This is a genomic window from Nocardioides sp. AN3 (assembly GCF_054653495.1).
Genome location: NZ_BAAIGC010000007.1, coordinates 1 through 25,174, shown reverse-complemented (window position 1 = coordinate 25,174; position 25,174 = coordinate 1). Strand labels below are relative to the sequence as shown.

Below are 25,174 nucleotides of genomic sequence, written 5' to 3'. Positions count from 1 at the left end.
GACGACCATCGTGCCACGATGGCGCCCGTGGACTCGACAGCCCTCCTGACCGACCACTACGAGCTGACCATGCTGCAGGCCGCGCTGGCCGGCGGCACGGCCGCTCGCCGCTCGGTCTTCGAGCTCTTCGGCCGCCGCCTGCCCGAGGGGCGACGGTACGGCGTCGTCGCCGGCGTCGGCCGTGCCCTCGACGCGGTCGAGGCGTTCCGCTTCGACGCCGACACGCTCGCCGCCCTGGACGGGGTGGTCGACGAGCCGACGCTCGCCTGGCTCGCGGACTACCGGTTCACCGGCGACATCTGGGGCTACCCGGAGGGCGAGCTCTACTTCCCCCACTCCCCCCTGCTGGTCGTCGAGTCGACCTTCGCCGAGGCGGTCCTCCTCGAGACGGTGCTGCTCTCCATCTACAACCACGACTCGGCCGTCGCCTCGGCGGCGTCGCGGATGACGATGGCCGCCGGAGAGCGGCCCTGCATCGAGATGGGCTCGCGCCGCACCCACGAGCAAGCGGCCGTGGCGGCCGCGCGGGCGGCGTACGTCGCCGGCTTCACCGCGAGCTCCAACCTCGCCGCCCGTCAGCGGTACGGCGTGCCGACGACCGGCACCAGCGCGCACTCGTTCACGCTCCTGCACGACACCGAGGACCAGGCCTTCCGCGCGCAGGTGAGCTCGCTGGGCGCGGACACCACCCTGCTCGTCGACACCTACGACATCGCCGAGGCGGTGCGGCTGGGCGTCGAGGTGGCCGGCACGAAGCTCGGCGCGGTCCGGATCGACTCCGGCGACCTCGGCGTGCTGGCGATCGCGGTGCGCGAGCAGCTCGACTCCCTCGGGGCGACGGACACGAAGATCATCGTCACGAGCGACCTGGACGAGTTCGCGATCGCCGCGCTGGCCGCCGCACCCGTCGACGGCTACGGCGTGGGCACCGAGCTGGTCACCGGCAGCGGCCACCCCACCAGCGGGTTCGTCTACAAGCTCGTCGCTCGCGAGGGCGCTGACGGCGAGCTGGTCTCGGTCGCGAAGAGGAGCACGGACAAGGTCTCGATCGGGGGGCGCAAGCACGCGCTGCGGCGACGCTCGGCCGCCGGCGTCGCGCAGGCCGAGGTCGTGGGCATCGGCGCCGTGCCCGCCGACGACGGTGACGACCGTCCCCTGCTCGTCCCGCTCGTGCGCGAGGGCGAGATCCTGGGCCGCGAGCCGCTCGAGGCCGCACGCGAGCGGCACGCCGCGGCGCGGGCGGAGCTGCCCGTGGCCGCGCAGTCGATGAGCAAGGGCGAGCCGGTCATCCCGACGCTCTTCGAGTGAGGGCGGGCCGGTCTACTCTGTCGAGCATGGCCAGCGCGCTCATCGTCGTCGACGTGCAGAACGACTTCTGCGAGGGCGGGTCCCTCCCGGTGGCGGGCGGTGCGCGCGTCGCCAGCGACATAGCCACGCTGCTCCATGCGCGCACGGCGGGGCTGCCGGGCGCTGCGGCGTACGACCACATCGTCGCGACCAAGGACCACCACATCTCCCCCGGTGGCCACTTCTCCCGGGAGCCGGACTTCCGCGACTCCTGGCCCGCCCACTGCGTCGTCGGCACCGACGGCGAGGCGTTCCACCCCAACCTCGACCCGGAGCCGTTCGAGGCGATCTTCACCAAAGGCGAGCACGCGGCGGCGTACTCGGGGTTCGAAGGGCGTTCGACCGACGGCAGCGGGCTCGCCGACTGGCTGCGCGCCCGGCGGGTGACCGACGTCGACGTATGCGGGATCGCCACCGACTACTGCGTGCGGGCCACCGCGCTCGACGCGGTCCGCGAGGGCTTCGCCGTCACGCTCCTGGCGGAGCTCTCCGTCGGGGTCGCCCCCGAGTCGACGGCAGCTGCGATCGAGGAGCTCATGAGGGCGGGCGTGAGGGTGGCCTGACCCCTGGCCCGACCCGTGCCGGCAGGTTAAGGTCCCGTGGTGACCTCGATCTCGGCGATGTCTCCTCTTCGTGCACCCGCTTTCCGGTGGTACTTCCTGTCACGGTCGGTGAACCTGGCGGGCACGACGATGGCCCCGGTCGCGCTGGCGTTCGCGGTGCTCGCCGTCGATGACCGCACGACCTCACTGGGCATCGTGCTGGCGGCGTACACGATCCCCCTCGTCGTCCTCCTCCTGCTCGGCGGCGTGCTCGCCGACCGCTGGGGCCGGCAGCGGGTCGTGCAGGGGTCGAACCTCCTGGCGGGCCTCGTCCGCGGAGGGCTCGCCCTGCTGGTGCTCAGCGGGCATGCGGAGCTGTGGTCGCTCGTCGTGCTCGCCGCTCTCAACGGCCTGGTGGTCGCGCCCGGGCTGCCCGCGATGAACGGGATCGTCCCGCAGCTGGTCCGGCGCGAGGAGCTCCAGCAGGCCAACGCGCTTCTCTCGCTCACGCGCGCCTCCCTCATGGTGATCGGGCCGAGCGCGGCCGCCGCGCTGGTGGTCGGAGCAGGCGCCGGCTGGGCGCTGCTCATCGACGCGGTCACCTCGCTGCTCGCCGCGGCGCTGCTGCTGCCCGTCTCGCTGCCGCCGGCCATCACGACCGACGCGACGATGCTCGAGGAGCTGCGCGAGGGGTGGCAGTTCTTCCGGAGGACGACGTGGCTGTGGCTGGTCGTGTCCGCCTGCGCGATCCTGAACGCCCTCGCCGAGGGGGGTCTGACCGCGCTCGGCCCGATCCGCGCCGAGGGCACCGCCATCGGCGCCGGCGGCTGGGGCCTGGCGATGTCGGCGCAGGCGCTCGGCGCGCTGGGAGCCACCGTGGCGCTGATGAGGTGGCGGCTCGAGCGCCCCCTGGTCACCGGTCTGCTGGCCCTGGCCGCCTTCGGGCTCCCGATGATCGTGCTGGGGGCCTGGCCCTCGACGGGGGCCCTCGTCGCGGCCTGCCTGGTCTCAGGCGTCGGCGTGCAGGTCTTCATCCTCGGCTGGCACCTCGCCATGCAGGAGAACGTGCCCGACGAGATGCTGTCGAGGGCCTACTCCTACGACCAGCTCGGCTCCCTGGCCGCCGTCCCGGTGGGTCAGCTGGCGCTCGGCCCACTCGCCGGTCTGTACGGCATCGGCGAGGTGCTCACCGTCGGCGGCTGTCTCTTCGTCGCCATCGCCCTGCTGACCCTGGTCTCGGCGCCCGTGCGCGAACTCGCGCGGCCGGCGCCGCTGCCGGTCTCCACACCGGCGGCGTGAGGATCTTTCGCAATCCGTCAGAGGCGGCGTACGATGGGGTTCGTCAAGATACATAGTCTCCCTATGGACTCCGTACAATCGACCTCATGTACTCGCACCTGACCCACGCCTCGCTCGCACTGAGCACCGATCTGGTCATCTACACGACCAGACTGGTGCGTGCGCTGCGCCGTACGCACGACGTCCCTGCCGGGGCGCGGGTGCTGTCGCTGCTCGACGAGCACGGCCCCCTCGGGGTGACCCAGCTCGCCAAGCTCGACCGCTGCTCCCAGCCGACGATGTCGGCCGCCGTCGCCCAACTGGTCGACGGCGGTCTGGTCGGCAAGGAGCCGAACCCGCAGGATGCGCGAAGCAGCGTCGTCAGCCTCACCGATGCGGGCCGCGAGTCGCTCTCGACGCTGCGCGACATCTACGCGACGACGATCAGCGAGCGGCTGCGAGCACACAACCGGACCGAGGAGGAGCTGGCGACCACGGTGTCGGTCCTGCGCGACCTCCTCGAGTCGGGAGCCGTCGATGACGCGGAGAGGGGCACCTGAGCCGAAAGGATTCGATGAGCGCCGTCCGCGCCACCCCGACGCCCTCCTCCGCACCCGAGCGGGGCTCGTTCCTCCAGCAGCCACGCGCCGTCTGGGCCGTCGCCTTCGCCTGCGTCATCTCCTTCATGGGTCTCGGCCTCGTGGACCCGATCCTCACCTCGATCGCCAAGGACCTGCACGCCACCCCTGGCCAGGTCTCGCTTCTGTTCACGTCCTACATGGCCGTGACCGGTGTGGCCATGCTGATCACCGGCTTCGTCTCCAGCCGCATCGGCGCGAAGCGGACGCTCATCGCCGGCCTCGTGCTCGTGGTCGTGTTCTCCGCCGTGGCCGGCGCGATGGACAGCATCGGCGGCATCGTGATCGCGCGCGCCTTCTGGGGTCTGGGCAACGCCCTCTTCATCGCGACGTCGCTGGCGACGATCGTCACCCTCGCCGCCGGCTCGCTCAAGCAGGCCGTGCTCCTCTACGAGTCCGCGCTCGGCATCGGCATCGGCCTGGGCCCGATCGTCGGCGGCCAGCTCGGCTCGATCTCCTGGCGCGCGCCGTTCTTCGGCGTCGCCGCGCTGATGATGATCGCGCTCCTCGCGACCGCGATCTTCCTGCCGTCGATCCCGGTCCGAGGACCGAGGATCTCGATCGCCGCCCCGATCAGAGCGTTGAAGTATCCGGGCCTTCTCGTCGTCGCCCTGACCTCGCTGCTCTACAACTTCGGCTTCTTCACCCTCATGCTGGCCGCGCCGTTCCCGCTGCAGACCAGCGCCTCGAACGTCGGCTGGATCTTCTTCGGCTGGGGCCTGCTGCTCGCGTTCTTCTCGATCTGGGGAGCCCCGTGGATCGAGGCCAGGATCGGCACGGTCGCGACCATCGTCGTCGCTCTCGTAGGCTTCGCGGCACTGCTCTCGGTCATGGCGATCTGGACCGAGCACAAGGCGGTCATCGTGGTCTGCGTCATCCTCGCCGGCGCGTTCCTCGGCATCAACAACACCGTGATCACCACGCTCGTCATGGGCTCGGCTCCTGTGCCGCGGCCGGTCGCCTCCGCGGCGTACTCCTTCGTCCGCTTCGCCGGCGCCTCGGTCGGCCCCTACCTCGCCGGCAAGCTGCTCGAGCACAACATCCACGCGCCGTTCTGGATGGGCGCGGGAGCGACGCTCCTCGCGGTGGTGCTGCTGCTCAGCTTCCGTCGCTTCGTCCCCAGCACGAGCGCGCCGGTCCACGGCAGCGCCGAGGAGGCCGAGATCCTCGAGACGGCCGACGTCGACTGACCCTCACGCCCCGAGGCTCGGCGAATCAGGAGGACTTGCGAGCGGCCCAGTCACGGATCCGCTCGATGCGGGTCCGGAGCTGGTCGGCGTTGGCGACCGCGGCCGCCGGGCCCCCGCACTCCTTGCGGAGCGCGGCGTGCGTGATGCCGTGGGGCTGCCCGGTGCGGTGGTTCCAGGCGGCGACGAGCCCGTTCAGCTCGCGCCGCAGCGTGGCGAGCTGCTCGTGGGTCGACACGTCGGCGAGGGAGTCGGCGGCCCGCTCGCGGGCCTGCTCGCTCGCCACGGCGCGAGACTTCTGCTCCTTCGCCCGGTCGGCCTGGCGCTGGCGGAGCAGCTGCTTCATCGACTCGGGGTCGAGGAGGCCGGGGATCCCCAGGAAGTCCATCTCCTCCTCCGACCCGACCTGCACCTCCCCGGCGTGGCCGAACTCGCCGCCGTCGAACAGGACGCGGTCGAAGCGGGCCTCGGAGCCGAGCGCCTCAAAGGGCAGGCCGACCTCCTCGTCGCTGGCCGACTCGCTGGCGTTGGCCTGCGCCATCAACGCATCCTCGGCGGCGAAGATGTCGCCCTCGTCGGCGATCTTCTTGCCCAGCACGTGATCGCGGGCGACCTCGAGCTCGGCGGCCAGGCCCAGCAGGCCCGGCACCGACGGCAGGAAGACGCTCGCGGTCTCACCGCGCGAGCGCGACCGCACGAAGCGGCCGACGGCCTGGGCGAAGAACAGCGGGGTCGAGGTGGTGGTGGCATAGACGCCCACCGCCAGGCGTGGGACGTCGACGCCTTCCGAGACCATCCGCACCGCGACCATCCACCGACTGTCGTCGGCGCTGAAGGCGGCGATCTTCTTCGAGGCCGCCTTCTCGTCGGAGAGCACGACGGTCGCCGACTCCCCGGTGATCTGCTTGAGCGTCTTGGCGTAGGCACGCGCGGAGTCCTGGTCGGTCGCGATGACGAGGCCGCCGGCATCGGGGACATGGCGGCGCACCTCCACCAGCCGCTTGTCGGCGGCGGCGAGCACGGCCGGGATCCACGAGCCCTTCGGGTCCAGGGCGGTGCGCAGCGCCTGCTGGATCATGTCCTTGGTGAGCGGCTCACCGAGCTGCGCGGCGATCTCGTCGCCGGCACGCGTGCGCCAGGTCATCTGGCCGGAATAGGCCATGAAGAGGACCGGGCGGACGACGTGGTCGCGCAGCGCCTCGGCATACCCGTAGGTGTAGTCCGCCACCGAGCGAGGGATGCCGTCCTCGCCGGGGGCGTAGGTGACGAACGGGATGGGGTTCACGTCCGAGCGGAACGGCGTGCCGGTCAGCGCCAGCCGCCGCGCCGCGGGCTCGAACGCCTCACGGACGCCCTCGCCCCAGGACAGCGCGTCACCGGCGTGGTGGACCTCGTCGAGGATGACGAGCGTCTTGAAGCGCTCCGTGCGGATGCGCATGGCGAGCGGGTTGACGGCGACACCCGCGTAGGTGACCGCGATGCCCAGGAAGTCGGCCGACGTCTTGCCCTGACCGGCGGAGTAGGTCGGGTCGATCGGGATGCCGGCGCGGCTCGCGGCCTCGGCCCACTGCGTCTTGAGGTGCTCGGTGGGCGCCACGATGATGATCCGGTCGATCATCCGTCGTCCGAGCAGCTCGCTGGCCACCGACAGGGCGAAGGTGGTCTTGCCCGCGCCCGGGGTGGCGACGGCGAGGAAGTCGCGCGGCAGGTCGGAGAAGTACGCCGTCATGGCCGCCTGCTGCCAGGCACGCAGGGACGTCGCCGTGCCCCACGCCGCCCGCTCCGGCCAGGCCGGTGGGAGTGCGTGGGGAGAGGCGGCGTCGGTCGGGCGCGCGCCCGTCACTCGCCGGAGCCGGGGTTGTCGGAGCCGTCCTCGGGGCCGTCGGAGAGGCCCTCCCAGATCTCCTTGCACTCCGGGCAGACCGGGAACTTCGTGCCGTCGCGGCTCGGCACCCACACCTTGCCGCACAGCGCGACCACCGGCGTGCCCATCACCATCGCCTCGGTGAGCTTGTCCTTCTCGACATAGTGCGAGAAGCGGTCGTGGTCGCCTTCGTCGGTCGGGACGGTGCGCTCATCCTCCCGCACCCGCTCGTCCAGAGCGGTGCCGCCCTTGTCACCGAAGCCCAGGAAACCCATGCCCGTAGCCTAACCCGGCAGGTCAGTTCAGGTCGGGATCGGCAGGCCTCGTCGAGTGCCAGGCGAGCTCGCCCGGCTGACGTCGCAGCACGTCGCGGCGCAGCACGTCGGTGTCGTCGCGGAAGGCGTCGACCGCTTCGCCCGGCACGACGTACCAGCTGCCCTCCCCGACCTCGGACTGGAGCTGCCCGGGGGCCCAGCCGGCATAGCCGGCGAAGATCCGCAACCGGGCGAGGCTGCCGGCGAGCAGCTCGGTGGGCGTGTCGAGGTCGAGCAGGCCGAGGGATCCTCGGACGGACCGGAAGCCGACGGGGACGTCGGCCGGGTCGCGCAGGAGCGCGACCGCGAGGGCGGCGTCGGTCCCGACCGGTCCGCCGTGGAAGAGGACGTGCGGCTCGGTGACCGCGGAGCTCCACTGGCCGAGCACCTCGGCGACGGTGACGGGCGAGGGCCGGTTGAGCACCACGCCGAGAGCACCGTCGTCGTCCACGTCGAGGAGGAGCACGACGGTCTCGGCGAAGTTCGGGTCGAGCAGGGCCGGCGTGGCCACGAGCAGCATGCCGGCCGCGAGGCCGGCACCCCCTCCGTCGTCGCCTGGCATGCCCCCATCATGCCTGCGCCGGCCACGCCCTGGCGAGGCGTCGGAGGACCGCTACCCCCGTCTCAGGATCGCGCCACGCTTGGACCGGTGACCTTCCATGCAATAGGGTTCCTGGCAGGACGATCTACGGCCCAGGAGGGTTCATGACGCAAGATCTTCGCCAGCACCCCGCTTGGCTCCGCCTGCGTGACGCAACGAGCGAGCTGCGCCGCCACCAGCAGGCGGACGGCTCCGCCCCCGGCGGACCGGTCGGACTGGTCGACACGATCCGCGGCGCGGTCGCGGAGCTCGCACCGCACTTCGAGCACGACGCGGCCTACCTCACGGCGCTGCAGACCGACCTCGCTCGCTGGGCGGATGAGGGTCTCGGCGCGCCGGACTTCCTCGACTCGCTCTCAGCCTTCCACCCCTCGAAGGGCCGCGCCGACGGCCGTGGTCACCTGGTCGTCTTCCCGATGTACACCCAGAACGGCAACCCCGACCGCAACCTCGAGGCGCTGCTGATCCACGAGGCATGGCCGGACTGGCTCGCCGACCTGGAGGCGACGCGCTACGACAACCCCATGTTCGTGCCCATCCGCTTCGACGACTTCACCGCCGGCTACGACACGCACTCCGCGGTCCTCTTCCCGGAGACGGTCGCGGTGCGCGAGACGCCGTCGTCCTACACGTGGGGCGGCATCTTCTGCGACCGCGAGGCCGCCCGCTTCCGCCAGGTGACCGCCGCCGCTGCGGACATCCTGCGGCTCGAGCTGCCCGACGAGGCCCGCGAGCTGCTGGCTGACCAGGCACGCTGCGAGGAGGCCTTCGTCCTCTGGGACCTCATCCACGACCGCACCCACAGCCACGGGGACCTCCCGTTCGACCCGTTCATGATCCGCCAGCGCCAGCCGTTCTGGATGTACGGCCTCGAGGAGCTGCGCTGCGACCTCACCGCGTTCCGGGAGGCGGTGACGCTGGCGGGCGAGGGCCTGGCACAAGCCGAGGACGTGCAGTACGCCGTCCTCTTCGACCGGCTGTTCCGGTTCCCGGTCAGCGGCAACCGGGTGCGCAACTACGACGGCCTCGGTGGGCAGCTGCTGTTCGTCTACCTGCACCAGCACGATGCCCTTCGGTGGACCGACAACCACCTCAGCATCGACTTCGACCGCGCCCGGGAGCTGACCTCGCAGCTCGGCGAGGAGATCCAGCGGTTCTACCGCGACGGCATCGACCGGCCCAAGGTCGTGCACTGGATCGCCGGCCACGAGCTCGTGTCGACGTACCTGTCCCCGCACCCCGGCTCGAAGTGGGCCCATGCTCGCGAGGAGCTCGACTTCAGCGTGCCGCCGCGCCAGCTCGTCGACGACGTGCTGCCCGACGAGTTCCCGCTCAGCATGTTCTACGAGACGCTGGCACGGAAGCTGGGCGGGGTCGTCGAGTCGACGCGAGGCGTCACCGGCAAGATGACGGCATGACGATCCCCGTCCGCCACGATCCCTCGCGCATCTCCTTCGCCAGCGACAACTACGCCGGCGCTCACCCCGAGGTGCTGGCGGCGCTTGCGGCGGCCAACGGCGGGCACCAGAGCGCGTACGGCGCCGACGCCTACACCGCCGCCCTGCCGGAGGTCTTCGCGCCGCTGTTCGGGGACGGGATCGAGGTCTACCCGGTCTGGAACGGCACCGGTGCCAACGTCGTCAGCCTCATGGCGCTCACCGACCGGTGGTCGGGGGTGATCTGCAGCGACGTCGCGCACATCAACACCGATGAGTGCGCCGCGCCGGAGCGGATCGGTGGACTCAAGCTGCTCGCCGTGCCGACCGAGCACGGCAAGCTGACGCCCGAGCTGGTCGCCCGGGAGGCTCGAGGCTTCGAGGACGAGCACCGGGCCAAGCCGACGGTGCTGTCGCTGACCCAGAGCACCGAGCTCGGCACCCTCTACAGCGCGGACGAGATCAAGGCTCTCGCCGACTACGCTCACGGGCTCGGGATGAGCGTCCACATGGACGGCGCTCGGATCGCCAACGCCGCGGCGGCGCTCGGCGCGCCCGTGCGGTCCTTCACCCGCGACGCCGGGGTCGACGTGCTCTCCTTCGGCGGCACGAAGAACGGGATGGTCTTCGGCGAGGCCATCGTCGTGCTGAGCCCCGAGCGGGTCCGCGGCGTCCTCTACCTGCGCAAGCTGGCCACCCAGCTGAGCTCGAAGACACGGTTCATCTCCGCGCAGCTCGAGGCGATGGTGACCGACGGCCTGTGGCTGCGCGGGGCGGCACATGCGAACGCGATGGCCGCTCGGCTCGCCGCGGCGGTCACCGGCATCGAGGGCGTCGAGGTCACCGCGCCCGTCGACGCCAACGCGGTCTTCGTCCGACTCCCCCGCACCGTGGTCGACGCGGTCCAGCCGCGGTTTCCGTTCTACCTGTGGGACGAGTCCGACGCCGAGCGCCCCGTCGCCCGGTGGATGTGCAGCTTCGACCTGAGCGAGGACGACGTCGACGCATTCGCCGACGCCGTCCGCGCGGCTTCGCTGGTCGAGTAGCCCGAGCCGAGCAGCCCGTCGGCTTCGCTGGTCGAGTAGCCCGAGCCCCCGGGCGAGGGCGTATCGAGACCTACCTGATCGTCAGCGCGGGCCCGTTGTCGGGGACCAGCTCGATCCAGGTGTGGCCCGCCGGCACCTTGAGCGGCCCGGCGGCCGTCGCGAGCTGGAACGGCGAGGCCGCGGACTTCTTGCTCCAGGTGCCGCGCACGACCTTGCCGCCGTGGAAGAGCAAGGCCTTGCCGGTCCGTCCGTCGAGCTGGATCTCCGGCACGTGGTTGCCGGCGGGGTCGAGGTAGCCGGCATCCCCGATGTGGGCCCGGATCACCAGCACGTTGTCCGCGGCGAAGGTGTCGCCCTTCTTGGCGAACGAGTTCGTGTTGACATAGTGGCCGCCCTGGAAGAGCCACTTCGTCGTGTGGAACCCGCCGAACGGCACCGCGACCTGGGTCGCCGGCGTCCCGGCGGGGAGCTCCGCCTCGGTGCCGAAGGTCAGGTAGCTCTTCGGGGTCTTGGCGGTCTTCGTCTTCGCCAGCGTCGCGGTCTGGTCGAGGTGATCGAGCAGGTGATACCAGCTCGGCGACGTGCGCGAGTTGTCGCGGAAGAAGCCCTTGGCTCCCTCCTGGATGAAGTGGATCCCCGCCTTGCTGATGCGCGACTTGGTGACCGCCGCCGCACCGCTGGTCACGACAGTGGCGTCGACCGGCGAGACGACGCCGATGTCGCTGGCCCGCATCGATCGGACCGGGCCGACGGTCTTCGGGAGGGTGGAGTAGAAGAACGCCGCGAGACGGGTCGCCGCGCCCTCGACGAGCTCCTCGACGACCATGTCGGCCGAGCCGAGGCCGAGCTGCGGCGCACTGTTGTCGGTGTTGTCGATCTTCACGACGAGCACCGGCCGGTTCTTCGCCACCGACTGGCCCGCGGGCGCCTGGATGCCGGTGAGGGGCCAGTACTGCGGCGGGGGCGGGGTCGTCGGAGACGCGCTGGCGGCCGGCTTGTCCGCGGACGTCCTCTTCTCGCCGCCACCGCCGCCACAGGCGCTCAGCGCGAGGCCGGCGACCAGCAGGGGCGTGAGGGTGCGAGCCAGGAGACCGCTCCGGGTGCGAGTGCGCACGAAGACTCCGATCGTGGGGTGTGGTGTCTGTCCAGCGGAGGACCACTGTCCAGTGTGCGTCGGCGACGGTATGAGAACACGGAGGCGCGCGGAGCACCTAAGCGCCGAGGGCGCTGCGCAGCCGGTCGGCGTACTCCTCCTGCTCCTCGTCCGAGGCGTAGCGGGTGCGGGGCCAGAAGAACCCCCGCAGGCCGTCACCCTTGGTGCGCGGCACGACGTGGAGGTGCAGGTGGGCGACCGACTGGCTCACGGTGTTGTTGATCGCGACGAAGCTGCCCTGCGCCCCCAGGCCGTCGACCACGGCCGAGGCCAGATGCTGCGCGCGGGCCAGGAAGCCATCGCGCAGCTCGCCGGGCAGGTCGGGCAGGGTCACCACGTGGCGGCGCGGCACCAGCAGCGTGTGCCCCTTGAACACCGGCCGGTGGTCGAGGAACGCGACGAACTGCTCGTCGGCGAGCACCGTCGCGGCCGGAGTGTCGCCGGCGGCGACCGAGCAGAAGAGGCAGTCGGCCATGGCGCCATCCTGCGTCATCGGACAAGCAGTCGAGGCAGCCATAGCTCGAAGGGCCGACGGGCCGAGGGGCCGAGGATCGGCGTTCTCGAGACGCGGACCCCCGCCCGGCCTGAGACTCGTTGCCGATGAAGAAGCTGCTCGTCCTGCCCCTCGCGGTCGGCCTCCTGCTCGGTGGCGGCCTGCTCTCGCCTGCCTCCGCGCGGACGACCACGCTCTCGTGGCAGGGCTACACGTGGGTGGCCCGCACCGCGCCCGGCGCGCCGGGCGCTCCCGGACAGTGGTCGGCGAGCAACGTGTCGATCGACAGCGCGGGGCGTCTGCACCTCGAGGTCACGCGCGACAAGAAGGGCCGCTACACCCAGGCGGAGCTGGACTCCACACGCAACGGCTGGGGGTACGGCGTCTACCGGTGGCGGGTCGACACCGACGTGACGCAGTTGGCGCCGGAGTATGTGCTCGGCCTGTTCACCTACGGTCGCGACGCCGCCTACGGCCACCGTGAGATCGACATCGAGGCGTCCGGCTGGGGCACCACGCCGATCACCTGGGACTACACGACCTGGGCCGACGGGCAGGACTCGGTCGCCCGCACGCCGGCGGTGACCGGCCCGAGCACCCAGCAGTTCGACTGGGAGCCCGGGGTCCTGACCTGGACGTCGTACGACGCCTCCGGAGCCGTGCTCGCGACCGCCACCGCGACCGGTGCGGACGCGCCGGCGCCCTACGACGAGAGCGTCGGAATCAACCTGTGGGTGTGCGGCTGCACGAGCGGCTGGAGCCAGACGCCGGCGACCGAGGTCGTCATCAGCGACTTCTCCTTCACGCCGTCGGGGGCCTGACGCGACGCCCGCTCGGGAGCGCCCCTCCGTGCGCTCTCAGCGGAAGAGCGCGATCACGCCGGCGACGGCGATGGCGCCGAGCAGCAGGGCGAGGTCGAACGGGCGCCAGCCGGGCGCGCCGAGCGCGAGCGCGACGACCAGGCAGGCGAAGACGGCCGTGAGCGCGAGCGCGACGTCCCAGGCGCCGAAGGCCCACACCCCGGCGAGCAGGAGACCTCCGGCTGCGCCGAGGACGGCACCCACCTGCGGACCTGGCGGTCGGTTCTCGGTCGCTCCGGCACGATGCGGCTCCACAGCGCCATTGTCCTCCTCGTGCCCAGGCGGCGGATCGATCACCCTCCTCGGGCACCTCAGAGTCTCAGCAAAGTCTTCGTTCACCCGACTCGGGTGACGGCTGCTCACGTCGCGACTGATGTGATCGGAGCCGGCGGGAAGCGAGGGTGAGCCATGCCGACGGTGGTGCCTCGATGGGAGTGGCGGAGCTTTGGCGAGCACCTCGCCGACGCCGCCGCCGCCCTCGCCGACACCGCGGTCGTGCAGGTCGTGGAGAGCGACGAGACGTACGTCGTCTCGGCCGCGGGCGCCGGGCTCGTCAAGGTGCGGGGCGGCCTGATGGATGTCAAGCATCTCCAGCAGGTGCGAGACGACGGACTCGAGCAGTGGACGCCGGTGCTGAAGGCGAGCTTCCCCCTGACCGACGACGACCTCGCCGTCCTCACGCAGGCGTGGGGCGTCGATGCGCCAGCGCCCGTCGGGTCGGCCGGCATGTCGCTCGCCGCTCTGCTCAGCGACGTCGTCGCACCGAGTCCTGAGCTGCGCGCGGTCGAGGTGCACAAGACGCGGGTGCGCTACCAGCCGGACGGGTGCCTCGCCGAGGTGACGGAGGTCCGCACGGGCGACGCCTCGGCACGCTCCATCGCGATCGAGTCCGAGGAGCCGGCGTACGTCGTCAGCGAGCTCGACCGCCTCGGGCTCACGTGCGTGCCGAATGTGAGCTACGGGCGCGGGCTCCGCGTCCTCGAGGGGTTCGGCGCCGAGCGCTTCGCCGTCATCGACGTCGGGACCAACTCGGTCAAGTTCCACATCGGCGAGCGGTGCGCCGACGGCAGTTGGCGCCGCATCGTCGACCGCGCCGAGGTCACCCGGCTCGGCGAGGGTCTGCGGGACAGCGGTCGGCTGGAGGCCGAGCCGATGAAGCGGACCGTCGAGGCGATCGCACGGATGGCCGAGGAGGCCTGCCGCCAGCGTGTTGCGGCGATCGCAGCCGTTGGCACCGCCGGCCTGCGGATGGCCGCCAACAGCTCCGAGCTCGTCGGCGCGGTCCAGGCACGGTGTGGGGTGCTGATCGAGGTGATCTCCGGGGAGGACGAGGCGCGGCTGGCCTACCGCGCGGCCACCTCGGCGCTCTCGGCGGCGCGCTCCCCGCGGGGGTCGCTCGTCGTGTTCGACACCGGCGGCGGCAGCTCCCAGTTCACCTTCGGCGATGGTGACCGGATCGACGAGCAGTTCAGCGTCGAGGTCGGAGCGGCGCGGTTCACCGAGCAGTTCGGCCTCGACGGCGCGGCCTCCCCGGAGACATTGAGCAGCGCCCTCGCGGCGATCTCCGACGGCCTCGCCCGGCTGGACGGCCGAGAGGTTCCGGACGCCGTGCTCGCGATGGGCGGCGCGGTCACGAACCTCGCCGCGATCGAGCACGCCCTGACCGACTACGACCCCGACGTCGTGCAGGGCACGGTGCTCGACCGTGCGGCCATCGACGCCCAGATCGAACGCTTCCGCACCCGCACGGCCGCGGAGCGGCGCTCCATCGTCGGCCTGCAGCCAGCGCGCGCGGAAGTCATCCTCGCGGGGGCATGCATCGTGCGCACGGTGCTCGACAAGCTCGGGAAGGACTCACTCACGGTGAGCGACCGCGGTCTGCGCTACGGCGTGCTCGCGGAACGGTTCGCCCTTCGTGCCGCCATCTGAGAAAGGAACATTGCATGACCGCCACCCCCACGCTGTTGCCCGAGGAGCTCCTGCATGTGATGGAGCTGGCCGGGCAGTCCGACAGCGTCGAGCTCAAGCTGACCGTGCCGCCCACGTCCTACCGAGCGGCAGCCAAGGCTCTGAAGCTCGATCCGCTCAATGCCCAGATCCGCCAGGTGTTCTTCTTCGACACCCCCGACCTCGCTCTCAACGCCGCCGGCGTGGTGGCCCGAGCACGCCGCATCCAGGGCCGTGACGGCGACTCGACGATCAAGCTGCGCCCGGTGGTGCCCTCGGAGCTGGACCCGGCGGTGCGGAAGTCGCCGCAGTTCAACGTCGAGGTCGACGCCATGCCAGGAGGCTACGTCTGCTCGGGCTCCATGAAGCACACGGTCACGGCCGCCGCCGTGCTGGCCTCGACGTCGGGCGAGCAGCCGTTGCGCAAGCTCTTCTCCAAGGAGCAGCGCGCTTTCTACGCAGCTCACGCGCCAGCCGGTCTCGCGCTCGACGACCTGTCGGTCCTGGGGCCGATCCTCGTGCTGAAGCTGAAGTTCAACCCCGCCGACCTCGCTCAGCGCCTCGTGGTGGAGCTGTGGACCTACCCCGACGGCTCGCGGGTGGTCGAGCTGTCGACCAAGGCCGTGCCGGGACAGGCCCTCCCGGTCGCCGTGCACGCGCGGTCCTACCTGCAGTCCCTCGGCATTCCGCTCGGCGGCGAGCAGCAGACCAAGACGAAGACGGCGCTGGAGTTCTTCGCCGCGGAGCTGCGGGAGCAGGCCTGAGGGGGCCGCGGCGGACACACCGCCGGAAGTGGCGGATGGTTGCGGTCCCGTCGTCCGCGGGAGTGCAAGCATCCGCCACTTCTCGCACATGTTGGACGCGTGATGAGACGACAGGCAGACTGCTGACGGCGCTCATATGAAAGACATCGACGCTCACGCGTTACGCCGGGCTGGACGAGCCTCTGCGATCGCTCGGCACCTGGGCCGGGACAGGACGACCATCCGCCCCTACCTGGCCGGTGAGCGGGTCGCCGGCACGTCGGGATCAGTCATCGTGATCACCGTGGCGGACGTCATCTTCACCACCACGCCGTTCCCGACCGCGTCTCCGACACCGGTGTAGGTGCTCGAGCACGTCACCAGCCGCCGCGCAAGCGCTCGCCGCGACCGGGGCCGGGCACGGCACCGACCTGCCACAGGTAGGTCGACATCGGCTCGATCGCCCGCCGGGTCAACAGGCTGTAGTAGGCCGTGCGGCGCGGTCAAGGACGTGGGTGAAGTGGTGCGCGGTTCGACTGCCTCGGTGGGACTACACGACGGCTATGACGTCCCCTCGTTGTGCCCTGGGACGATCGGCTCATCGCTCGACCGGCTCCTGGGCGCTCTCCAGCTCTGTGCGCAATGACTCGACGACGCTGGGGTCTTCGATGGTGCCGGGGATGACGGCTGGTCTTCCTTCGGCGAGATCCCGCATCGTGCGGCGGAGCAGTTTGCCTGAGCGCGTCTTCGGGAGTGCGGAGGCGACCTGAACCTGGCGCAGCGCCGCCACAGCCCCGAACTCGGCGCGGACAAGGTCGACGATCTCCCTCGCGACGGCGTCGGCCTCGGTTTCGTGGCCGTCCTTGAGGACGACGATCGCCTGAGGTGTCTGCCCTTTCAACGGGTCTGCCTTTCCGATCACTGCGCATTCGGCCACCGCTGGGTGGGCAGCGACGATGGCCTCGAGTGCTCCGGTCGATAGCCGGTGTCCCGCAACGTTGATGACGTCATCGGTTCGTCCGAGAACGTGCACTCGCCCGTCCGCATCGAGGAAGCCTCCGTCACCGGTCAGGTAGTAACCGGCGAAGGTCGAGAGGTATTCAGAGGCGTAGCGCTCCTGGTCGCTCCAGATAGCGGTGGCCGCCCCAGGGGGGAGCGGAAGTCGGAGACAGATCGAGCCCTCCTGCCCGGCCGGCAGGCGCTCACCGGAGGTGTCGAGTACCGCGACTTGGTAGCCAGGCGAGGGCTGGCCACCGGCGGTTGGGCCTGCGGCATCGGCATCTTCCGCGGGAGCGGTGACGGTGATCGGCCAACCGGTCTCGGTCTGCCACCAGTTGTCGACAACGGGGACCTTGAGAGTACGGCGAGCCCACGAGGCGGTCTCGGGGTCGATGCGTTCGCCGGCAACGAAGAGGGACCGGAGGTTGGAGAGGCGAGAGGCGCGGACGTGTTGCCCGGTCTCGTCGGCGCGTCTGAGGGCGCGGATGGCGGTGGGGGCAGCGAACAGGCCGCGGACATCGTGCTTCTCGCAGATGCGCCACCAGATGCCAGCGTCTGGTGTGCCGACTGGCTTGCCTTCGTAGAGGACAGTCGTGGCGCCGACGAGCAACGGTGCGTAGACGATGTAGGAATGGCCCACGACCCACCCGACGTCGGAGGCGGCCCACCAGACGTCGCCGGCTCGGATGTTGAAGATATTGGCCATCGACCAGGCGAGGGCAACGGCGTGCCCGCCGTTGTCGCGGACGATGCCTTTGGGGCGGCCAGTCGTGCCGGAGGTGTAGAGGATGTAGAGCGGGTCGGTGCTGGATCGATCGACGCATGGAACTTGAGCTCCAGCGTGCGAAGTCAGCTCCTGGTCCCAGTCATAGTCGCGGCCCGCGACCAGGGTCGCGTTCTGTTCGGGGCGTTGCTTGACCAATACGGCGGACACGGGATGCGCGACGAGCGCGAGGGCATCGTTGACCAGCTGCATGTAGTCGATGAGTCGGCCGGGTTCGAGCCCGCACGACGCTGTGAGCAGGACCTTGGGTTCGGCGTCGTCGATGCGTGCAGCTAGTTCAGGGGCGGCGAATCCTCCGAAGACGACCGAGTGGATCGCCCCGATCCGGGCGCAGGCGAGCATGCCCACGATCACCTCGGGGATCGTGGGCATGAAGACCAGAACGCGATCGCCGGCTTGAACACCAAGACGCTGGAGTACGGCAGCGCATTCTTGGACCTTGGCTCTGAGGTCGGCGTAGCGCAGAATCTGGCTCGCTCCGGTGATGCCGCTCTCGAACACGACAGCGGGGCGGTCACCGTGGCCGGCTTTGACGTGACGGTCGAGGGCGTTGTAGCAGGTGTTGAGGCGGCCGCCTGGGTACCACCCGCCGCCGGCCGCTGGGTCCGGCGCTGCTTGGGTCGGAGGTTGGGACCAGTCGATGAGGAGGCCGGCCTTTCCCCAGAATGCTTCCGGGTCCTCGGAGCAGAGTTGGTGCTGTTCGGCAAGGTCCATCGTGGGGTTCCTATCGTCAACTGATGCGGATTGTTCGGTCGTCGCGATACCACGTGCGCCGCGTTCTCCGCGGCCCCGCGCAGAGGCGGGGTCAGCCTGCGATGTCGACATGGCGTGGCACCGTCTGCACCGGCCTTCGCGGTCAGGCCTCGGCGACGTCGATCAGGACTTTGCCGACCGCTCCGCCTTCGACCGCGTCGTGGGCCGCGGCGGCTTGCTGGAGGGAGAAGTGGTGCAGGGGTAGGCCTGCACGCTCCCCCACCTGAAGTGCGCCCGCGACGACGGCCAAGGTGACGTCCTCGATGGCGCGGCGTATGAGGTGAGGGTGAAGGGTGTAGAGGATGATGAACTGGAGGCGCAGGTTCCTGCCGAAGGCCGCACGGATCGGCATGGTCAGCTGGTCACCGCCGTTGTTGGCGTAGATCGAAATCAGCCCGTGGGTCTTGACCAGATCCAGGTCGATGAGGATGTTGCGCGCGGGCGCGACCTCCACGGCGATGTCGATGCCGTCTGGGACGATCTCCCGGATCTCCCGGATCTGCCGGGTGGGATCACCCTGACCGTAGTTCACGACGTGATGTGCACCCGCACTGCGCGCCAGCGCGCCTTTCTCCTCACTGCTGACCGTCGTGATCACGACAGCGCCTGCCCAGCGGGCGAGCTGGATCGCGGCATTGCCTACCGCCCCGGCTCCTCCGGCCACGAGTACCACCTTGCCCTCGAGGGCACCTGGTGCCAGCCGGTCGGGTCCGTCCTCGACTGCGGTCAGGGCACGGTGGGCGGTGACGGCAGGCACGCCCAGACTCGCTCCGAGATCGTAGGAGGCGGTGTCGGCCAGCGGTGCCACGCGCTCGATGGGCTGAACGGTGTACGCGGCAGCCGTTCCGTAGGGTCGGCCGTGCTGGGCCAACGCCAGCCAGACCCGGTCGCCGACGCTGAAGCTCTCCACCCCCGGTCCAAGGGCGTCGACCACGCCGGCGCCATCCTGGCCCGGGGTCACCTCGCAGTGCCCGCTCATGGTCTGGGTACGGGACTTCCAGTCTGTCGGGTTCACGCCAGAGCGGACCACCCGCACGCGGACCTCGCCGGGTCCCGGCTCGGGCAGGTCGCGTTCGGCGACATGGAGCACGGTTGATGAACCGGGTTGTCGGTAGACAACGGCTCGCATGCTTGGCCCTCTCGGTAGGACGGGATCGCAGCGGTGGCGGCGGTGACGGCGGTCTCGGCGCCTTCAGCGGGAGGGTTCCAGTAGCCGTTGGCAGATCTCGCCGATGCCGACGGCCCAGGTCACCAGCTCGTCGCCGGGACGCAGGTAGATCGGCGGCTGCTGTCCCATCCCGACGCCGGCTGGCGTCCCGGTGAAGATGAGGTCTCCGACGTTGAGCTCGACCACCCGCGAGAGGCGCTCGATGGTCGCCGGGATATCGAGGATCATGTTCGAGGTCCGATCCTTCTGGAGGATACGGCCGTCGACGGAGCAGCCGATCTCGATGTCGGAGGGATCGGCGATCTCATCGAGTGTCACGAGCCATGGCCCCACCGGGGAGTATCCCGCGAACGACTTCGCCATCGAGAACTGCGGTGGTACGGCGGCGAACTGGTGCCCACGGTCAGACAGGTCTTGCCCGACGCACAGGCCTGCGACATGCGTCCAAGCGTCTGCCGCTGCGATGTTGCGGCCCGGGTGGCCGATGACGGCAACGAGCTCTGCTTCCCAGTCGACGGCGTCCGACGACAGCACAACGTCACACAGCGGCCCTGCCAGACTGCTGGCGTACTTGGTGAAGATGACGGGTTCAGGTGCTTGGGCGTAGCCGGTCTCGTCCTTGTGGCTGCGGTAGTTCAGACCGATGGCGAAGATCTGCGGGGGGTCCGGTACTACGGGCCCAAGGTCATCGAGTTCGAAGGACATGGCCTGGGTCTCGATCACGCCCCACGGCTGCTCCCTCAGCCAGGCTTCGAGGCGGTCGAGCTCGGGAAGCAGCTGCCTGAGGTCGGCCGGGAAGGCGCCGGCGCTGGCATGGTTGATGTCCACCCCCGTGCGGTCGCCTGTCAGGAGCCAGGCGCGTCGGTTAACGTTGGCGACCCTCACTGGCCTCCCCTTGCCAGGCCGTCGTGGGTGCCGAACTTGTGGCGGGCATACACCAGTGGCGGATGGTCGCTGATCTCCGCCTCGGCGACGGTGGCGATGAGGATGGCGTGGTCGCCGCCATCGACGAAGCGGTCGACGCGGCAGCTCAGCCAGGTGGCCGTCCCGGGGAACTGCGGGAGCCCGTCGTGTAATTGCCAGGCAACACCGCTGAACTTGTTCTCACCGCTGCGCGCGAACCTCAAGGCGAGATCGTCCTGGTCCACGGCCAAGACATTGACCGAGATGCGGCGAGAACTGCGCACGTGGCTGAGGAGGTTCGATTGCTTGCCCAAGGACACCATCACCATGGGCGGGTCCAGCGAGAGCGAGGTGAACGCGCTCACGGTCGTGGCATAGGGCCCGTCGAAGCCGACGGTCGCCACGATGGTCACCGGTGCGCAGACACGCGCCATGGAGTCGCGGAAGGTGTCGGCATCCACCAGGGCGGGCGAGGTGCCGTCGGTCAGTGCTTCGATCAGTCCGTCGAAGAAGTCCACGGTGGTCATGCCTCACACTCCCGGCGTGAAGGGCTTGCGGAGACCGGCGCCCTCGAGCTTCGGCATGACGTCGGAGTTGAAGCGCTCCAGGCCGTCGACAAAGTCGACGAAGGAGAGCGAGACGCCGCTGACGCCGATCTCGGAGAGCTCGTTGAGACGCTCGGCGATGTCCTCGGCCGTGCCAACGAGGGGGTAGCCCCCGTATCCGGCCCGCAGGTGGAGGTTGAACTCCTGCCACTGGTGCGGCTCCATCGCCGAGGAGTTGAGGCCGAGGTAGCGTGCGGCCGCCTCGCCGGCACTCATGTCGGCTTCGTCGACGAACACCTTGTTCAGGTACTGCTGGGCCTCCTCCATCGTGTCGCGCTGGATGACGTAGGCGGTGGTCCAGGTCGAGACGTCACGACCAGCGGCCTCGGCGTCGGCCGCACGCTCCTCGACCTGCGCGCGGGCTGCGGCCAGGTCGTAGCCCGCGAGCAGCACGTAGCCGGCGTCGGCGTACTTGGCGATGAACTCGCGGCCGGTCTTGGAGCCGCCGGCGTTCATGATCGCGGGGATGGGTGACTGGATCGGCTTGGGCTGGGAGTAGCCGCCCTCGACCTGGAAGAACTCGCCGTGGAAGTCGAACTCCTCCTCGTCGGTCCAGAAGCGCTGGACGAGCTCGAACCACTCGGTGGTGTACTGGTAGCGCCGGTCGTGTGGCAGGAAGTCGGACCCCAGCATCTTGAACTCCGGCTCGAACCAGCCGTTGACGATGTTGAGGCAGATCCGTCCGCCGCTGATGTGATCGACGGTGGCGACCTGCTTCGCGGCGACGGCGGGGTGGCTTGCCTGCACGTGGGCGGTGGTCACGAGGGTGATGTGGTCGGTCACCGAGGCCAGGCCGGCGGCCCAGGTGTAGGTCTCGAAGTTGCGGCCGTTGAAGCCGTTCTCCCCGATCTGCTTCCACCGCGCGACGGGGACCAGCGCCTCGAATCCGGCGCGGTCGGCGACCTGGGCGACGCGCTTGGTGTAGTCCCAGGTCAGTAGCGGGACGTCGTCCGAGAGCGTCATCGCACACCCGCGATCGCAGTTGGGGCCGAAAAGGCCGAGCTTGAGCTTGTTCTCCGAGAACAAGGCGTTGGTCGTCTGGCGGTTCTTGCTCTCGCTGCTAGGGACGGGGATGGACATGTCTCTCCTAGGTAGGGCTGTTGAGGGCGTGCGAAAGCGCCCGACTTCACCGGTGGGGAACGCGGAGCAGGGAGCTCGACAAGACGTTCGAGACGCGTCTGCTCTGGACTTTCGGGAGGCAGTCGGTGACAGCCTGCCCGGGACTCGGCGGGGGCCGACGGGCGCTAGACGGTGCGCGGTGTTGCTTGCTCTGAGGCTGCTTGCTCTGAGGCTTGGAGGCGACGTACGAATGCGGCCGCATAGTCCGGGACGTCCAAGGGGTAGCGGGCGCTGATGAAGTTGCCGTCCTCCACGACGAGCGGAGTCTGGAATGACTCTCCCCGCACGAGCTCCCCACTGGGACCCACAGCCGCGCGCACCTCGGTCTCGGTGTACTTCCAGTAGGTGCGGTACCGGCGACCTACCCGGAACCACGTCACCTTGAACGCCCACTTCTCTAGGGGAAGGGTCAAGGTCGTGAACCGGCGACCGGCAATGATGCTCTGCTTGGTCGCGGGGTCAACGGCGCGCGCAGGGATCAGGGTGCCGTGGCACACCGCCCCGATGAGCTTCTCCGCTCGATGGAAGTCAACGACCTTGGCTTGCAGGACCTTGCTGTCGAGGTATTGGCGCATCCCTTGGGCGTGTCCGCCCGAAAGGTGGATCGCGTCGAAGTCGGCCGGGTCGATGGCGCGGTAGGTGATCGGTGCCCGGAATTCGGGCGAGGACACCATCGCGGTGTAGGCGGCCCGCGCTTCAGGACCGGCCGGCAGCGGGTTGAACCATCCGCTCTTCAACAGGCGCTGATCGCAGCGGGCAACCTTGCCGGTCTCGGTCGCGAACGTGACAACGAACCCCGCCTCGGTGAACCGCCTCCATGAGATTGCGGACTCGGTGGTGTCGAAGTCGGTGTCCGGCAGCGGGATCAGTACGCGATATGACGCAGCCATGTGCGATCTCCCTTCGGATAACTCCAGGCGCATCCCGCCTGACGTGGCAATCATGTGACTGCATGCAGCATGTGTCAACCGTCACGCTGGAAATTTACTGTTGCTGGGATGCAGCCAGGGTTGACCTAAGACCCTCCTGCATGCAGGCTGAGTGTGTGACCGCCATCTCTTCTGCTCAACGTCGCCTGCCGCGATGGAGCGAACTCAGCCCGCTGCTTCGGCCCAAGCCGCTGGAGCTTCAAGGCGACCGACGACGTGCCGCCGCCGCGGCCTCCGTACACGACCTACGCACGATCGCCCAGCGGCGTGTACCGCGCGCTGTCTTCGACTACGTCGACGGTGGCGCAGAGTCGGAACTCTCCCTGCGAGACGCGCGCTCGTCCTTGGAGGGTGTCCGATTCGCGCCGCGAACGCTTCGTGATGTGTCGGATCCAGACCCGAGCACGGAGATCCTGGGCGTGCGATCCCCTATCCCCGTGGTCTTTGCGCCGACCGGATTCACACGGATGATGCACAGTGCCGGCGAGTTGGCGGTCGCTCGGGCGGCGGGTGCTGCGGGCATCACCTACGCGTTGTCGACGATGGGAACCACTTCACTTGAGGACGTCGCCGCCGAGATCCCCGGATGTCGGCGGTGGTTTCAGCTGTACGTGTGGCGCGACCGCGGGCGTTCACTTGATCTGATCCAGCGTGCGGCAGCCGCCGGTTACGACGCGCTGATCCTGACCGTGGACACCGTCGTCCCTGGTGCGCGGCTCCGAGACGTCCGCAACGGCATGACGATTCCCCCTGCGCTGGGTCTGCGGACCGTGGTCGATGGGGCGCGGCACCCGCACTGGTGGTTCAACCTGCTCACGACACCGCCGTTGTCGTTCGCGTCGTTGGCGCAGTGGAGCGGGACCGTTGCCGAGCTCGCCTCGACGTTGTTCGACCCCTCGATCAACCTCGATGACCTCGCATGGCTGCGTGACCAGTGGCCGGGCAAGCTGATCGTCAAGGGCATCACATCACTCCAGGACGCCACCGACTGCGTCGACGTCGGCGTCGATGCGGTCGTGATCAGCAATCACGGTGGCCGCCAGCTAGACCGCTCTCCCGCATCCCTTGACGTCCTGCCTCGCTTCGTCGACGCTCTCGGCGACCAGACCGAGATCATGGTCGACGGCGGCTTCCTGTCCGGCTCAGACGTCGTCGTCGCACTATGCCTCGGCGCGACCGCAGTCCTCGTCGGACGCGCCTACCTGTATGGCCTCATGGCCGCCGGCGAAGCCGGCGTACGACGAACCACCGATCTCCTTGCCACCGAGATGGTGCGTACGATGCAGCTGCTCGGAGCACCCAGCGTCAAGGACCTCTCCTCGGAGCTCCTGGGCGCCTTCGGAGACCGCCGTGAAGCCCTCCACTAGCCTGAGGCGCACACCAAGCGAGGAGCGCATGAGCCCGATGCCAACACCAGCAAACGTCGCAGAGCTCGACGCCACGCAGCTCGACACCACACAGAACCTCACCGACGCGGCCTATTACCGCATCCGAGAGATGATCCTCGACGGTTCGCTGCCAGTCGGCACCTCCGTCAGCGTCGTCGCCCTAGCTGGGACGTTCGGGATGAGCCGCAGTCCCGTGCGATCGGCCATCGAGCGACTCATGTCCGAACGGCTCCTCAGCAGGACCGCCAGCGGGGCAGGGGTCGCCGCGCCAGACCGTCTCGACCTACTCGACGCGCTCGCCGTCCGAGCGCCCCTTGAGGGGCTCGCAGCTCGACTCGCAGCACCACATATCGATGAGCAAGCGCTCGATGACCTTGGTGCGATCCATGAGCGCTTCGACCGCGCCATGCTCCACGAAGATCAACCCACCGCCCGGCGAGCCGACCTCGAATTCCACCAGTACATCCAGAACCTGTCAGGCAACGAGTGCCTCACCGACACCCTCGAACGCGTGCAGACACAGGTCGTCCTCGCCGCCTACTCCACCGCTTGGACAAGCAGCAAGAGACAGGCTGTTCTCGAGCACGCTCGCATCCTCCAGGCGCTACGCGAGCAAGACGGCGACGCGGCGCAAGCCGCGGCCGAGCGCCATCTGCACAACCTCTCCAACCGGGTGCTCGATGAGTGGAAACGGCTCGAGGGCCGAGGACGTCGCGCCAGCAGCCGCTGACCGTCGACACCGCCAGCCCGAGCTCCACGAAACGCGGTCACGACCCGGGCGAAGACTGTCGGTGTCGAGGGATGTCTCAGCACGCCCGCCTCGCCAGGATCTCACGCCCTCCAGGCCGATCCGGGGACTGAAAGCAAAATCTCCCGCTCGGAAGACCGGGCGGGAGATGCTGCATTCACTGTCGGCGTGTCCGAGGGGCAGGGTTGCCCTCCGAGCGATTTGGTGGTCCTGAGGGGATGGTTGTCCAACCCGTCCCCACCCCTGTTACGGCGCGCTCTGCGCGCCTATCACCGGCTCGATCTGGCCCCTGAACAACCAAAACGCTCCCATGGGACCCATCCCAAGAC

The 25,174-nt window shown here is 69.6% G+C and carries 25 protein-coding genes; 13 read left to right on the top strand and 12 right to left on the bottom strand.

The genetic code is table 11. From position 1 onward, the window contains the following. Positions 1-18 precede the first annotated feature (18 nt). From ACYQ1K_RS10200 to ACYQ1K_RS10180, 5 genes are all read left to right on the top strand, one after another. Positions 19-1,308 carry a nicotinate phosphoribosyltransferase gene (locus tag ACYQ1K_RS10200; protein WP_459982817.1) on the top strand — a complete coding sequence of 430 codons (1,290 nt, stop codon included), beginning with the start codon at positions 19-21 and terminating at the stop codon, positions 1,306-1,308. Between the two features lie 17 nt (positions 1,309-1,325). Further along, on the top strand, positions 1,326-1,910 hold the full coding sequence (locus tag ACYQ1K_RS10195; RefSeq protein ID WP_459983019.1) for a nicotinamidase: 585 nt from the start codon (positions 1,326-1,328) through the stop codon (positions 1,908-1,910). A gap of 39 nt (positions 1,911-1,949) precedes the next feature. Next, the gene (locus ACYQ1K_RS10190; protein ID WP_459982815.1) at positions 1,950-3,188 is read left to right on the top strand and encodes an MFS transporter; all 1,239 of its coding nucleotides are present in this window, start codon (positions 1,950-1,952) and stop codon (positions 3,186-3,188) included. Positions 3,189-3,274: 86 nt separating this feature from the next. Continuing rightward, entirely contained in the window at positions 3,275-3,727 is a 453-nt protein-coding gene (locus ACYQ1K_RS10185; RefSeq protein ID WP_459982813.1) for a MarR family winged helix-turn-helix transcriptional regulator, read from the top strand. A 14-nt stretch (positions 3,728-3,741) separates the two neighbouring features. Continuing rightward, positions 3,742-4,995, top strand: a complete 1,254-nt coding sequence (locus ACYQ1K_RS10180; RefSeq protein WP_459982811.1) for an MFS transporter — start codon at positions 3,742-3,744, stop codon at positions 4,993-4,995. 25 nt (positions 4,996-5,020) lie between these two features. Here the strand turns inward: ACYQ1K_RS10180 and ACYQ1K_RS10175 are convergent, their stop codons facing one another. From ACYQ1K_RS10175 to ACYQ1K_RS10165, 3 genes are all read right to left on the bottom strand, one after another. Next, positions 5,021-6,721 carry a DEAD/DEAH box helicase gene (locus ACYQ1K_RS10175; RefSeq protein WP_459983018.1) on the bottom strand — a complete coding sequence of 567 codons (1,701 nt, stop codon included), beginning with the start codon at positions 6,719-6,721 and terminating at the stop codon, positions 5,021-5,023. A 110-nt stretch (positions 6,722-6,831) separates the two neighbouring features. Beyond that, positions 6,832-7,131 carry a DUF3039 domain-containing protein gene (locus ACYQ1K_RS10170; protein WP_459982809.1) on the bottom strand — a complete coding sequence of 100 codons (300 nt, stop codon included), beginning with the start codon at positions 7,129-7,131 and terminating at the stop codon, positions 6,832-6,834. Positions 7,132-7,153: 22 nt separating this feature from the next. After that, a complete protein-coding gene (locus tag ACYQ1K_RS10165; protein ID WP_459982807.1) occupies positions 7,154-7,732 on the bottom strand; it encodes a YqgE/AlgH family protein in 579 nt (192 codons plus the stop codon). A gap of 143 nt (positions 7,733-7,875) precedes the next feature. Here ACYQ1K_RS10165 and ACYQ1K_RS10160 point away from each other — a divergent pair, with 143 nt between their 5' ends. Next, the gene (locus ACYQ1K_RS10160; RefSeq protein ID WP_459982805.1) at positions 7,876-9,189 is read left to right on the top strand and encodes a DUF6421 family protein; all 1,314 of its coding nucleotides are present in this window, start codon (positions 7,876-7,878) and stop codon (positions 9,187-9,189) included. Continuing rightward, positions 9,186-10,253, top strand: coding sequence for a threonine aldolase family protein (locus ACYQ1K_RS10155; protein ID WP_459982803.1), 1,068 nt, complete (start codon positions 9,186-9,188; stop codon positions 10,251-10,253). Before ACYQ1K_RS10160 ends, ACYQ1K_RS10155 begins: the two co-directional genes overlap by 4 nt. Positions 10,254-10,323: 70 nt before the next feature. Here the strand turns inward: ACYQ1K_RS10155 and ACYQ1K_RS10150 are convergent, their stop codons facing one another. Together ACYQ1K_RS10150 and ACYQ1K_RS10145 are read right to left on the bottom strand one after the other, a co-directional pair. Beyond that, positions 10,324-11,367: a DUF3048 domain-containing protein gene (locus ACYQ1K_RS10150; RefSeq protein ID WP_459982802.1), complete on the bottom strand. Its 1,044-nt coding sequence runs from the start codon at positions 11,365-11,367 to the stop codon at positions 10,324-10,326. 97 nt (positions 11,368-11,464) lie between these two features. Further along, a complete protein-coding gene (locus tag ACYQ1K_RS10145; protein ID WP_459982800.1) occupies positions 11,465-11,881 on the bottom strand; it encodes an HIT family protein in 417 nt (138 codons plus the stop codon). Positions 11,882-12,006: 125 nt separating this feature from the next. Here ACYQ1K_RS10145 and ACYQ1K_RS10140 point away from each other — a divergent pair, with 125 nt between their 5' ends. Continuing rightward, positions 12,007-12,720: a glycoside hydrolase family 16 protein gene (locus ACYQ1K_RS10140; protein WP_459982798.1), complete on the top strand. Its 714-nt coding sequence runs from the start codon at positions 12,007-12,009 to the stop codon at positions 12,718-12,720. A gap of 36 nt (positions 12,721-12,756) precedes the next feature. On the opposite strand, the gene ACYQ1K_RS10135 is transcribed toward ACYQ1K_RS10140, so the two are convergent. After that, positions 12,757-13,014 (bottom strand): hypothetical protein, encoded by a 258-nt coding sequence (locus ACYQ1K_RS10135; RefSeq protein ID WP_459982796.1) that lies wholly within the window; start codon positions 13,012-13,014, stop codon positions 12,757-12,759. 153 nt (positions 13,015-13,167) lie between these two features. On the opposite strand from ACYQ1K_RS10135, the gene ACYQ1K_RS10130 reads away from it, so the two are divergent. From ACYQ1K_RS10130 to ACYQ1K_RS10120, 3 genes are all read left to right on the top strand, one after another. After that, on the top strand, positions 13,168-14,688 hold the full coding sequence (locus ACYQ1K_RS10130; protein ID WP_459982795.1) for a Ppx/GppA phosphatase family protein: 1,521 nt from the start codon (positions 13,168-13,170) through the stop codon (positions 14,686-14,688). Between the two features lie 14 nt (positions 14,689-14,702). Next, positions 14,703-15,470, top strand: a complete 768-nt coding sequence (locus ACYQ1K_RS10125; protein WP_459982794.1) for a CYTH domain-containing protein — start codon at positions 14,703-14,705, stop codon at positions 15,468-15,470. A 136-nt stretch (positions 15,471-15,606) separates the two neighbouring features. After that, the gene (locus tag ACYQ1K_RS10120) at positions 15,607-15,813 is read left to right on the top strand and encodes a hypothetical protein (protein ID WP_459982792.1); all 207 of its coding nucleotides are present in this window, start codon (positions 15,607-15,609) and stop codon (positions 15,811-15,813) included. A 234-nt stretch (positions 15,814-16,047) separates the two neighbouring features. Here the strand turns inward: ACYQ1K_RS10120 and ACYQ1K_RS10115 are convergent, their stop codons facing one another. The 6 genes from ACYQ1K_RS10115 to ACYQ1K_RS10090 form a co-directional block, all read right to left on the bottom strand. Further along, positions 16,048-17,946 (bottom strand): AMP-binding protein, encoded by a 1,899-nt coding sequence (locus tag ACYQ1K_RS10115; protein ID WP_459982790.1) that lies wholly within the window; start codon positions 17,944-17,946, stop codon positions 16,048-16,050. A 142-nt stretch (positions 17,947-18,088) separates the two neighbouring features. Further along, the gene (locus ACYQ1K_RS10110; RefSeq protein ID WP_459982788.1) at positions 18,089-19,114 is read right to left on the bottom strand and encodes an NADPH:quinone reductase; all 1,026 of its coding nucleotides are present in this window, start codon (positions 19,112-19,114) and stop codon (positions 18,089-18,091) included. 63 nt (positions 19,115-19,177) lie between these two features. Beyond that, positions 19,178-20,038, bottom strand: a complete 861-nt coding sequence (locus tag ACYQ1K_RS10105) for a fumarylacetoacetate hydrolase family protein (RefSeq protein WP_459982787.1) — start codon at positions 20,036-20,038, stop codon at positions 19,178-19,180. Further along, on the bottom strand, positions 20,035-20,583 hold the full coding sequence (locus ACYQ1K_RS10100; RefSeq protein WP_459982785.1) for a flavin reductase family protein: 549 nt from the start codon (positions 20,581-20,583) through the stop codon (positions 20,035-20,037). Before ACYQ1K_RS10100 ends, ACYQ1K_RS10105 begins: the two co-directional genes overlap by 4 nt. 3 nt (positions 20,584-20,586) lie before the next feature. Next, complete coding sequence (locus tag ACYQ1K_RS10095; RefSeq protein ID WP_459982783.1) at positions 20,587-21,741, bottom strand: LLM class flavin-dependent oxidoreductase; 1,155 nt, start codon at positions 21,739-21,741, stop codon at positions 20,587-20,589. Positions 21,742-21,905: 164 nt separating this feature from the next. Continuing rightward, a complete protein-coding gene (locus ACYQ1K_RS10090; protein ID WP_459982781.1) occupies positions 21,906-22,670 on the bottom strand; it encodes a type 1 glutamine amidotransferase domain-containing protein in 765 nt (254 codons plus the stop codon). Here ACYQ1K_RS10090 and ACYQ1K_RS10085 point away from each other — a divergent pair. Further along, the gene (locus ACYQ1K_RS10085; RefSeq protein WP_459982779.1) at positions 22,598-24,076 is read left to right on the top strand and encodes an alpha-hydroxy acid oxidase; all 1,479 of its coding nucleotides are present in this window, start codon (positions 22,598-22,600) and stop codon (positions 24,074-24,076) included. The genes ACYQ1K_RS10090 and ACYQ1K_RS10085 overlap by 73 nt on opposite strands. A 37-nt stretch (positions 24,077-24,113) precedes the next feature. Continuing rightward, complete coding sequence (locus ACYQ1K_RS10080) at positions 24,114-24,827, top strand: GntR family transcriptional regulator (RefSeq protein WP_459982777.1); 714 nt, start codon at positions 24,114-24,116, stop codon at positions 24,825-24,827. The last annotated feature ends 347 nt before the right edge of the window (positions 24,828-25,174 follow it).

Excerpts from the sequence above, each read along its gene's own strand:
- ACYQ1K_RS10115 (WP_459982790.1), bottom strand. The coding sequence starts at position 17,946 with ATGGACCTTGCCGAACAGCACCAACTCTGCTCCGAGGACCCGGAAGCA.
- ACYQ1K_RS10100 (WP_459982785.1), bottom strand. The coding sequence starts at position 20,583 with ATGACCACCGTGGACTTCTTCGACGGACTGATCGAAGCACTGACCGAC.
- ACYQ1K_RS10185 (WP_459982813.1), top strand. The coding sequence starts at position 3,275 with ATGTACTCGCACCTGACCCACGCCTCGCTCGCACTGAGCACCGATCTG.
- ACYQ1K_RS10180 (WP_459982811.1), top strand. The coding sequence starts at position 3,742 with ATGAGCGCCGTCCGCGCCACCCCGACGCCCTCCTCCGCACCCGAGCGG.
- ACYQ1K_RS10160 (WP_459982805.1), top strand. The coding sequence starts at position 7,876 with ATGACGCAAGATCTTCGCCAGCACCCCGCTTGGCTCCGCCTGCGTGAC.
- ACYQ1K_RS10170 (WP_459982809.1), bottom strand. The coding sequence starts at position 7,131 with ATGGGTTTCCTGGGCTTCGGTGACAAGGGCGGCACCGCTCTGGACGAG.
- ACYQ1K_RS10120 (WP_459982792.1), top strand. The coding sequence starts at position 15,607 with ATGAAAGACATCGACGCTCACGCGTTACGCCGGGCTGGACGAGCCTCT.
- ACYQ1K_RS10080 (WP_459982777.1), top strand. The coding sequence starts at position 24,114 with ATGCCAACACCAGCAAACGTCGCAGAGCTCGACGCCACGCAGCTCGAC.
- ACYQ1K_RS10085 (WP_459982779.1), top strand. The coding sequence starts at position 22,598 with ATGAGATTGCGGACTCGGTGGTGTCGAAGTCGGTGTCCGGCAGCGGGA.
- ACYQ1K_RS10095 (WP_459982783.1), bottom strand. The coding sequence starts at position 21,741 with ATGTCCATCCCCGTCCCTAGCAGCGAGAGCAAGAACCGCCAGACGACC.
- ACYQ1K_RS10130 (WP_459982795.1), top strand. The coding sequence starts at position 13,168 with ATGCCGACGGTGGTGCCTCGATGGGAGTGGCGGAGCTTTGGCGAGCAC.
- ACYQ1K_RS10145 (WP_459982800.1), bottom strand. The coding sequence starts at position 11,881 with ATGGCCGACTGCCTCTTCTGCTCGGTCGCCGCCGGCGACACTCCGGCC.
- ACYQ1K_RS10140 (WP_459982798.1), top strand. The coding sequence starts at position 12,007 with ATGAAGAAGCTGCTCGTCCTGCCCCTCGCGGTCGGCCTCCTGCTCGGT.
- ACYQ1K_RS10110 (WP_459982788.1), bottom strand. The coding sequence starts at position 19,114 with ATGCGAGCCGTTGTCTACCGACAACCCGGTTCATCAACCGTGCTCCAT.
- ACYQ1K_RS10155 (WP_459982803.1), top strand. The coding sequence starts at position 9,186 with ATGACGATCCCCGTCCGCCACGATCCCTCGCGCATCTCCTTCGCCAGC.
- ACYQ1K_RS10090 (WP_459982781.1), bottom strand. The coding sequence starts at position 22,670 with ATGGCTGCGTCATATCGCGTACTGATCCCGCTGCCGGACACCGACTTC.
- ACYQ1K_RS10165 (WP_459982807.1), bottom strand. The coding sequence starts at position 7,732 with ATGCCAGGCGACGACGGAGGGGGTGCCGGCCTCGCGGCCGGCATGCTG.
- ACYQ1K_RS10200 (WP_459982817.1), top strand. The coding sequence starts at position 19 with ATGGCGCCCGTGGACTCGACAGCCCTCCTGACCGACCACTACGAGCTG.
- ACYQ1K_RS10125 (WP_459982794.1), top strand. The coding sequence starts at position 14,703 with ATGACCGCCACCCCCACGCTGTTGCCCGAGGAGCTCCTGCATGTGATG.
- ACYQ1K_RS10175 (WP_459983018.1), bottom strand. The coding sequence starts at position 6,721 with ATGACGGCGTACTTCTCCGACCTGCCGCGCGACTTCCTCGCCGTCGCC.